This is a genomic window from Treponema sp., assembly GCF_017430385.1.
Lineage (GTDB): Bacteria > Spirochaetota > Spirochaetia > Treponematales > Treponemataceae > Treponema_D.
In genome coordinates this window covers 1-8,563 of the sequence record NZ_JAFRNB010000032.1, presented here as the reverse complement: position 1 = coordinate 8,563, position 8,563 = coordinate 1, and the positions used below count along the sequence as shown (strand labels likewise).

The 8,563-nt window shown below is 42.3% G+C and carries 7 protein-coding genes and 1 pseudogene; all 8 read left to right on the top strand.

The features are described from left to right. Positions 1 to 237 precede the first annotated feature (237 nt). On the top strand, positions 238 to 2,328 hold the full coding sequence (locus tag IJJ71_RS02315; RefSeq protein WP_296845082.1) for a tetratricopeptide repeat protein: 2,091 nt from the start codon (positions 238 to 240) through the stop codon (positions 2,326 to 2,328). An 11-nt stretch (positions 2,329 to 2,339) separates the two neighbouring features. Further along, positions 2,340 to 4,079 (top strand): DUF4153 domain-containing protein, encoded by a 1,740-nt coding sequence (locus IJJ71_RS02310; RefSeq protein WP_296845080.1) that lies wholly within the window; start codon positions 2,340 to 2,342, stop codon positions 4,077 to 4,079. Next, a complete protein-coding gene (locus IJJ71_RS02305) occupies positions 4,030 to 5,238 on the top strand; it encodes a hypothetical protein (protein WP_296845079.1) in 1,209 nt (402 codons plus the stop codon). The genes IJJ71_RS02310 and IJJ71_RS02305 overlap by 50 nt, the downstream gene beginning before the upstream one ends. A 68-nt stretch (positions 5,239 to 5,306) precedes the next feature. After that, on the top strand, positions 5,307 to 5,807 hold the full coding sequence (locus tag IJJ71_RS02300; protein WP_296845077.1) for a hypothetical protein: 501 nt from the start codon (positions 5,307 to 5,309) through the stop codon (positions 5,805 to 5,807). 58 nt (positions 5,808 to 5,865) lie between these two features. Next, entirely contained in the window at positions 5,866 to 6,912 is a 1,047-nt protein-coding gene (locus tag IJJ71_RS02295) for an SH3 domain-containing protein (RefSeq protein WP_296845075.1), read from the top strand. A gap of 12 nt (positions 6,913 to 6,924) precedes the next feature. Next, positions 6,925 to 7,935 (top strand): ankyrin repeat domain-containing protein, encoded by a 1,011-nt coding sequence (locus IJJ71_RS02290; protein ID WP_296845074.1) that lies wholly within the window; start codon positions 6,925 to 6,927, stop codon positions 7,933 to 7,935. A 97-nt stretch (positions 7,936 to 8,032) separates the two neighbouring features. Beyond that, positions 8,033 to 8,221, top strand: coding sequence for a hypothetical protein (locus IJJ71_RS02285; protein ID WP_296845072.1), 189 nt, complete (start codon positions 8,033 to 8,035; stop codon positions 8,219 to 8,221). A gap of 15 nt (positions 8,222 to 8,236) precedes the next feature. Next, positions 8,237 to 8,563: pseudogene (locus IJJ71_RS02280) on the top strand (hypothetical protein); the annotation flags it as partial.

Here is an 8,563-nt window from a genome sequence, read left to right as displayed (position 1 = left end):
GAATCTTCTGAAGCAAGCAGATTTTTCGGATGTCATAAAATCCAAAAACATTACAATTTCTCAAAAGCAGCACATTTGCGATAAATGCGAAGATTATCTGGATAGAGTCATTAAGTTATTTTAATGCGGATGCCCTGGCTTCTCCCTTTTATAAACCTTTAGTGATTATAGATAATTTTATGCTATTTGTGTATATTTAAGCGTAAGGTTTTGTTTAAAATAAGGTTATATTCAAAAATGAAAAAAGTTTTTATCACCATCACATTTATTCTCACCCTTTGCTCTTCCCGGATTTTCGCACAAAGCCTTTCCGAAGCCTGCGAATATGCTCTTGGAATCGATGAATGGACTAAAACCGTCCGAAGCGTTACGAGCGAGCCATTAAGTCAAATACCTGTCGATGTTTATATGCGCTTTACCAAAAACGAGGCTTTCATTCAATACAAAAATATTGCGGACAGTCGCGATGACGATGACGAAGAGTGCCTGGTTGCAAAGTGTGGTGTTGCTTACTGCTATTACAACGGAATCGGAACCAAAAAAGATGAAGAAATGTGCAGGCTTTATCTTGAAAAAGCTGCACAAAAAGATTTTGCCCCGGCCCTTAATTTTTTGGGATGGATTGAAGAGGGAAAAGATAAGTCAAAGGCTCTTGAATATTATACTCGCTCGGCTGACAAAAATTATGTGACTTCTCTCTACAATCTTTCGGCCTATTATCTTTCGCTTTGCAATGATGATAAAGTAACGGACGAATATATGAGCGATGAGGATTGGGGAAACTATAACGAAACTGCTCAAAAATCTCTTTCTTATCTTGAAAAAATCCGTGAAAATCATCTTGATGACGAGAATATTCTTTTTTTGATTGCAGAAGCCCACCGAAAACTCTACGGAAAAGAAGATGCCGCTCCTTATTACATTGAGGCCGCCGAAAACGGAAATACGACGGCAATGTTCTACCTTTATATGTATCTTTATCCGGAGTACACAGACGAACGGGCAAAATGGCGGAGAAAATACTATGAGGCTCGTGCCAAAGAAAAAGAAGAAAATATCAAACTTGAAGAAGAAAAACTTCCGTATCTTTTGAGACACGCAGAAAAAGGCGATGCAGATTCCATGTATATTCTCTGCTTATATTACAGCGGCTTGCACCCGAACGGTATAAAATCATTAGAATGGATGAAAAAGGCCGCGGATGCAGGAAACGAATACTGCTCCTTATATCTGGGAGCTGATGGAGACATAAACAGCGGTGCAGAATCTCTGTCCGAAGAAAAAAAAGCGCAAATCGCAGAGCTTGAAAAAAGGGCTAGCGAAAATGACCTCATCGCTGTCTTTGAGCTTGCTAAGGAATATGATTCAAACTCTGACACGAAAAGCCAGCAAAAAGCCTACGATTTGTTCACAAAGACCGTATATATTTTTGAGAATGTCGAATATGAATATGTGAGCGAGGAAAACTCATGGAAAAGGCTTGAAGACACTGGAAAAGCCTGCTATTTCCTCGGAAAATACTCAAAGGAAGGTCAGCTTGAAGACTCAAATTTTGAAAAAGCTAAGGAGTTTTTTGAAAAGGGTATGTTTTATGGTGACGCTTCCTGTGCTTATGAGCTTGGTGTGCTTTTAGAAAATGGGTATTGGGACAGCAAGAACAAAGTCTTTCGGCAGGACATAGATTATGCGATTGAGTGCTACCAGACGGCTGCCAAAAAAGACAACCAAAGAGCAGCTATGGCACTCAGAGATTACAACATTCGCCTTGATGAAGAGCAGAACGAAGAAAAGTCTGTCGATGAAGAAACTGCTCAAAATTTTAACAGCAGTTTAGCTAGTGCTATCAGAGAGATAATTGAGAAGGAGACTTCCCGATTCCCTGATGAACTTCCGCCTGTAACAGATGAACGGCTTCAGGAAATTCTTTCTGAGATTGTCGAGCGGGAAAACAGAATTATCAGCGAAGAAGAAAGCGACACTCCGTTTATTGAGGATGACTATATCTACCTTCATTCAAACGGTAACACCTGGCTTATAGACCCGAACGAAACTTCTCCATATCAATATACAAGGATTCGAGGTGACGCGAACTTAGGCATTCCAAATTTTATCATTGTTGTTTATGCCCGCCCGACGAAAGCAAATATGGGAGAGTATATTTTATATTGGTTAAAGGCAAAGTATGATACAGACTGGGGGCTTGGGATTCTTGACTTTGACAAAGATTTTTACAAAAAGGCAAAATCCCAGACACTCCACCTGCCCACCACGGTAAAAATCGGTGGAGAAGATTACGAAATAATGTTCACGGATATTGATGAGAACTAGGGGAGAATAAAATGAAAATGAAATTTTTAAATCAATTCGCGGCTACGATAAAGCCTACATTATTCCGCTTTCCGGCAACTTTTTTGCTCAGCGCGCTTATTACGATTTTTGCATCGTATGAAACTTTTCAGACAGGGACAGATGAAAATTCTTTTTCATTCATAATAGGGAAGAGCCTTTGCTGGGCGTTCGCCTTGTCCGTTTTTTCACGGCTGGCCCTGGAGAAGCTTCTTTCTTCATTCAAAAAGAAAAATATCTTCCTTTTAATATCACAGATTGTCTGCGTTGGCCTGGCATTTTTCCCCGGCTACAATTTTTGCAATCACAATTCTGAAAGATTTTACCTGGTCTACTTCGGAACGATTTCCGCTCTTTTAGTTATTTGTCCTTATCTTCTTTCTTTTTCGCAGGACAAGGAAAAAGTAATTCCGAATATCATCTGTGCGCTGATGATTTCTTTTTTGCTTGCATTTTGTGTCGGTTTTGGGCTTTGTGTGATTGCGCTTTCAGTAGATAAACTGATTTATAATTTCAATAATGAAAATGTTTATATCACGCTATGTTTCATTGCCTCTTGCTTTTTCTTTCCGTGCACATTTCTCTCATATACCACAAAGAAAAACGAGGATATTTCCATTCCAAAGACTTTCAAGGTCATCGTCCTGTATACACTTTTTACGCTCTACTGTATTTTGATTCTGGTTCTTTACCTGTATCTCATAAAAACTCTCGTTGTGAGGGAGCTTCCTTCGGGCAAAATCAATCCTTTCGTTTCTGTGGCGACCGTCCTTTATCTTTTCTTCTACCTCTCGCTCGGAAATTACAAAAACAAAGCCACATCTTTCTTCTATATATATGGCTCAATTTTCCTTATCGTCTTGATTTTAGTACAGATTATTGCCTTTTCAATCAGAATCTCGGCCTATGGTTTTACACCTGCACGAGTCGCAAGCCTTTACTACATCATTTTCAGCACTATTTTCTGCGTTCTCCCGCTTGTCAAAAAAGGAAAATATATGCAGGCAGTCTTTCCAATTTTCGCATTTATCTGCATTTTGGGAAGCCTTACTCCGCTCAATATTCTTGACAGCGCAAGTCGAAGCCAATTTTCAAGAATTACCCGCATACTTAAAAAATATGACTTGTACCAAAACGGAAAGATCATTCCAGCCCCAGCTGTGGATACAATTCTTGAAAAAGACAAGTCTGAGATTGTTAAAGCAGTATGGGATTTGTCAGATTCAAGAGGAAAAAAGCCTGATTTTGTGTCTGAAGTTTATACCGGATATGGAATTGATACAGACAAATTCAAGGACACTTTCGGTTTTCCGTATTCAGGCGATTATAACAGCGAAGAAGAACTCCAGTCAGATGAGGCATACAAATTTATTCATTACAGTTACAAAGTTGATGTCCCGGAAGAAAAGCCTGTGAATATAAGCGGATTTTCCGAGATGTATTATTTTAAGGAAGAAAGCGGATATTGGTACAGCGGTGAATGGAAAAATGTTACCGTAAAATTTGGCAACAACATAAAAATCGACATCACGGACGCAATTCTTCCGCTAATGAAGGAAAAAGGAAGCCCGTGTTGGAATGCTGCGGTTGACAGTACTGAGCCACTGATTATAAAAAAAGACGGATTCACGCTGATTATCCGTGAGATGAGCATGGAAAAAAATATTTACAGATATTCTGACCATGATTCGATTGACAATTATTACAGGATTATTGGCTATGCGTGCAGGTAAACATCTTCTGACCATAACATTGCTATTAATCTCGCCATATATTTTTCCGCAGGAAAAAAACATGAACTTAGACGAAAATATTTCTGAAAAGTTTTATACTCAAGAGGTAAAGGGGCAGATAGAAATACAAATAAAAAACAGAGATTTTTTTCTAGGACTGAAGCCATGGAAGGATGGAAAGCTTGTTACAGTTGATGGTTGGGGGCAGTTTTCTTCGTTTGAAATAACTGAAAAAAACAAAATAAAAATAAAGCCTTTGGTAAAATTCCCTAAATCATATGTAGACCCATATAAATTGGAAACTGTTCCTGATAAAGGAATAATTACATCCTCTTTTCGTGGAAATCAGGTATATCTTGCAGATATTAATGAGAAAAGAACAAAAGAACTTATCCCTTTTCTTACATTTAAATATCACAGTGTTCACATTTTTCCTGCCAAAGACGGGATTTTCTATTTCCCATTTACAAATGGTGATAAAGATAAAAATAGGCTTGTTATTTATTCACTGTATGAGGATAAAATCCTTTTGGATTTTGAGGATCAAGAAGATTCTTCAATATATTTGGCTGATTTTTTTCCCGAGTTGAATTTGTTTTTAGGAAGAGAAGGTCCGTTACCGTTAGTTAACTACTTTTTTTATAATTTGAGTACCCATGAAAAAACAAAGAATAAACTCACAGATTATCTAAATCTGACTAACAGTGGTTATGTCTTGAACATAAAGAAAATTGGGGAAAATGTGTTTTTGGATGAAATAAATAATAAAATATTGAAATTTAATGACGATTACTCAGAAAAAGACGAAACAATATTACAACCTTTTTTGTCGAAAGAAAAAAAATATATGTCAAAGTGTGTTTCTGAAAAACGAGAATGGGTGTCTGGTATTTTCGGTGGTATTACCGGAGTAATGGGTGAAAAGTTGTACAAACTTGGGTTCAATTGTATTAAAAACGGTGTTTCTGTAACAGTGTTGTCTGAAGAGTATTTCCCATCTTCTGTATACTCTGAGGACCAGGGCTTTCTGGAGCCTCCTGTGTACGGAACAATTTATGTGATTCGCGTGAAGAAAAAGGACAAAGAGTTCCTCCGCCTCTACAAAATGAGCGACATTCAGGCGGAGATAGACAAGCTGCAGCGCGGGGAAGGAAGATAGCCCCAGCCCGCCCTGTAGCGACCGCGCAAAATGTGGTACAATGAGGGAAACACACGGAGGAAAAATATATGAACATAAGTGACTTATTTTGGGATTATGACAGAAACGGTAATCCAATTTATTATTATGATGAGAAGTGCACGAAGTTGTATAGCGGACATATTGAAGAATTTGACAGAGGTTGGATTTGTATGGAAGCTGATGTGGTAAATGGTTTTGTCACAGGAATTTGTAAGGAGTATTTTTTCAAATCAACTCAGCTAGAACAAATTTCGTATCAAAAGAACAACTTGCATCATGGTTTGGTAATTGAGTTTTTTGAAAATGGCAAAGTAAAATTCGTTACACTTGAAATTGCTAACGGAGCGTTTGAGGCGTATGAATTTGATGAAAATAGTAAACTGAAAATAAAACAAATATATCCAGATCCTGCGCTTTATTTTTTGAAAGTAAATGGCGATGACGAGATAATGAAACAACTTCGACAAAAATTCAATCTTGAAAAAATCAGCGAAGAAATACAGCGCGACGGGGAAAACTTTGATTATGGAAAATACTTCATAACTTGAAACGCAATTTATTGAAAAACAAAAAGAATATGCGGGGTTCGGCAAGGGAGGACACACGATGAAAAAGATATTTCTGATTTTTGCGACGGCGGTCGTGCTGTCGTCGGTTGCATTTGCGGAACCCTACGGCGAGAAGAGCCGACCTGACAGCGTGGGCGACATCGTGTTTGCGGACGGAACGGCGACGGCGTGGCGCGAGGGGCTTACGCTCACGGACGCGCAGAAAAAAGCCGCCGTCGCCGTCATCTTCTACAGGGGAACGGAATGCTCCAATGACGGGCCCGAGCGGCTTCTGGGCGTGGGCTTGGCTCACGAAAAGGAAGGGCTTGCGTGGTACAGGAGCGACGCGAACGCCTGCGGCATGAACATCGACACGATTCAATGCCCCGCGAGCGGGGAAGCGGGCAGGCTCACCTTTGGGGGCGACTTGGACGGGAGCGACAACCTTTCGCAAATCGGCGCATACCTTGCGGCGCACGGAAGCGAGGACGACACGGCGGACGCGCAGAAGTACCCCGCGTTTTACTTTGCCAAGAACTACGCGGCGCAAGCGGACAGCCGCGTGGCTGGCTCTCCCTTTGCCGACGGCTGGTATCTCCCCACGGTTGCCGAGCTGTTCCAGATTTGGAAGAACCGCGAGGGCGTGGACGCGGCAAGCGACTTGTGCGGGGGTGATGGATTTGATGATAATGAAACATCTTTCTATTGGTCATCATCTCCACACGATGAATATGAACTCTATGCACTACGAATGCTGTTCACTAATGGCGATTGGGATGGACAGCATAAAGATTTACCCTACAGCTCCGTCTGCGCAATCCGCGACTTCAGCGGCGGCACTCCCGCAAATGTCGCCCCAAACAAGACAATGACCGTCCGCGAAAACCTGAAACTCCGCTCAGGCGAAGCAACCTCAACCCAAGTCCTTGCCGTAATGCAAGCCGGAACAAAAGTGAAAATCCTCGAACTCGGCAAAGCGGAGACAATCGACGGCATTTCCTCAAACTGGGTAAAGGTTGAAGTGCAGAAAGGCGCAAAAGACCGCGACGGCAAGCCGATTAAGGGCGGCACCGTCGGCTGGTGCTACGGCGGGTATTTGGAGTAAAAGGAGCGAATCATGAACCTTGACCTTGTACCGATTGCAAAAGTTTTTCTCATTCTGTTCGCCGTCGTTGCGGTCGTCGGCATTGTCGGTCTCTGCTTTGGAATCGCGGCGGCAGTAACGGCGTACCTTTCGGGAAAGACGATGAAAGCCGCGCTCATCGCGCTCGGTCTCTTGCTCGGCGCAGGCGCGCTCTTTGCCGTGCATTTTTTCCGCTCGCCCCAGCCTACGAAACTCGTAAAGGCGATTTTGAAGGACAAGACCAAAACGGTCGAAAAACTGCTCAAAAAAGGCGCAGACCCGAACGAATACGATTCCCTGAAAGAAAAATTTCCGCTTGAACTTGCAATCGACAGGAACAACGCTGAGATTGTCGGAATCCTGCTCAGATACAAGGCGAATCCAGACGGCGAACCCGACAGATACACTCCCTTCATTCCGCTCATGAACGCTGTGGAAAAAAAGAGCGAAATCGTGAAACTGCTTCTTGAACGCGGCGCGAACGCAAATCTGGGAAACAATTTTTATGTGAATCCGCTTGAAAAAGCACTCGTTTTTAAAAGAATGGAAGCGGCGGAAATCCTTGCCGGAAAAACGGATTTGAATTCAGCCGAAAACAAAAGGGGAATGACCGTCCTGATGAGCCTCCTTGACCGGCAGCAACGCATGATAAGCGGCATCCCCGACTTTGACTTTCTGATTGAAAAGACGCGCTGGCTGATAGAAAAAGGCGCGGACATCAGCGTAACGGACTATCGCGGAAAAACTGCGCTTGACTACCTGCATGATTTTTATGTGAACGAAGCGGTGCTTCTGGAGCGGAACGACACGGAAAATCTTGAAAAATACCAGCTTCTTGAAAAACTGCTGACGGTTTCCGCCCCCAAAGTTTCCGAAAACGAAACGCACATCCAAGAAATCAAGCCCGCAAAAATCACGATGATTGCAAAAAACACCGCCGAGAAAAAGAGTGGTTTCAAAGCAGAAGAACACGGCCCGCTCGACGACATGACGGACGACTGGTGAAGAAAGAAGAAGCCTGCCTCTACAAAATGAGCGACATTCAGGCAGAGATCGAGGAATACCTGCTCGAAAAGGCAAAAAGTGCACTGAGCGGAGGAAAATGAAAGCAAAACATCTCTTGACCATAACATTGCTATTAATCTCACCGTATATTTTTTCGCAGGGGGCAGGCAACATGCGCGCTGATACTGACTCAAACAGAACTCTTACACCAATACAAGTAGCTCCGGCGATGGTCTGGGAATGTGAGCCGTGGATTGACGGCACGCTTGTCACGATTGACGGCTAGGGGAGGTTTTCGACCGTGGAATTCGGCTTTGACAAGCGCGGAAAGGATGCCATAAAACTAAAGCCCCTGTGCGAATTCCCAAAAAGTGTCGTAACAGACAACTTCTGGGGCTTCCCGGAATCCAAGACAATATGCGTATGGGACATGCTCATGATGTATGTCTACAACCAGAGCCTGAATGAACATGACTCCCTCGTGCCGTTTCTTTCAAGAAGAGGTCATTTTTATAAAGCCTTCCAGCTGAATCCTGACGAGCTTCTGCTTGGCTTTGACGGAAATGCAGACATTCTGCGCCACATTGGGTACATAACATACAACATGAGGACAAAAAAAACAGATTTT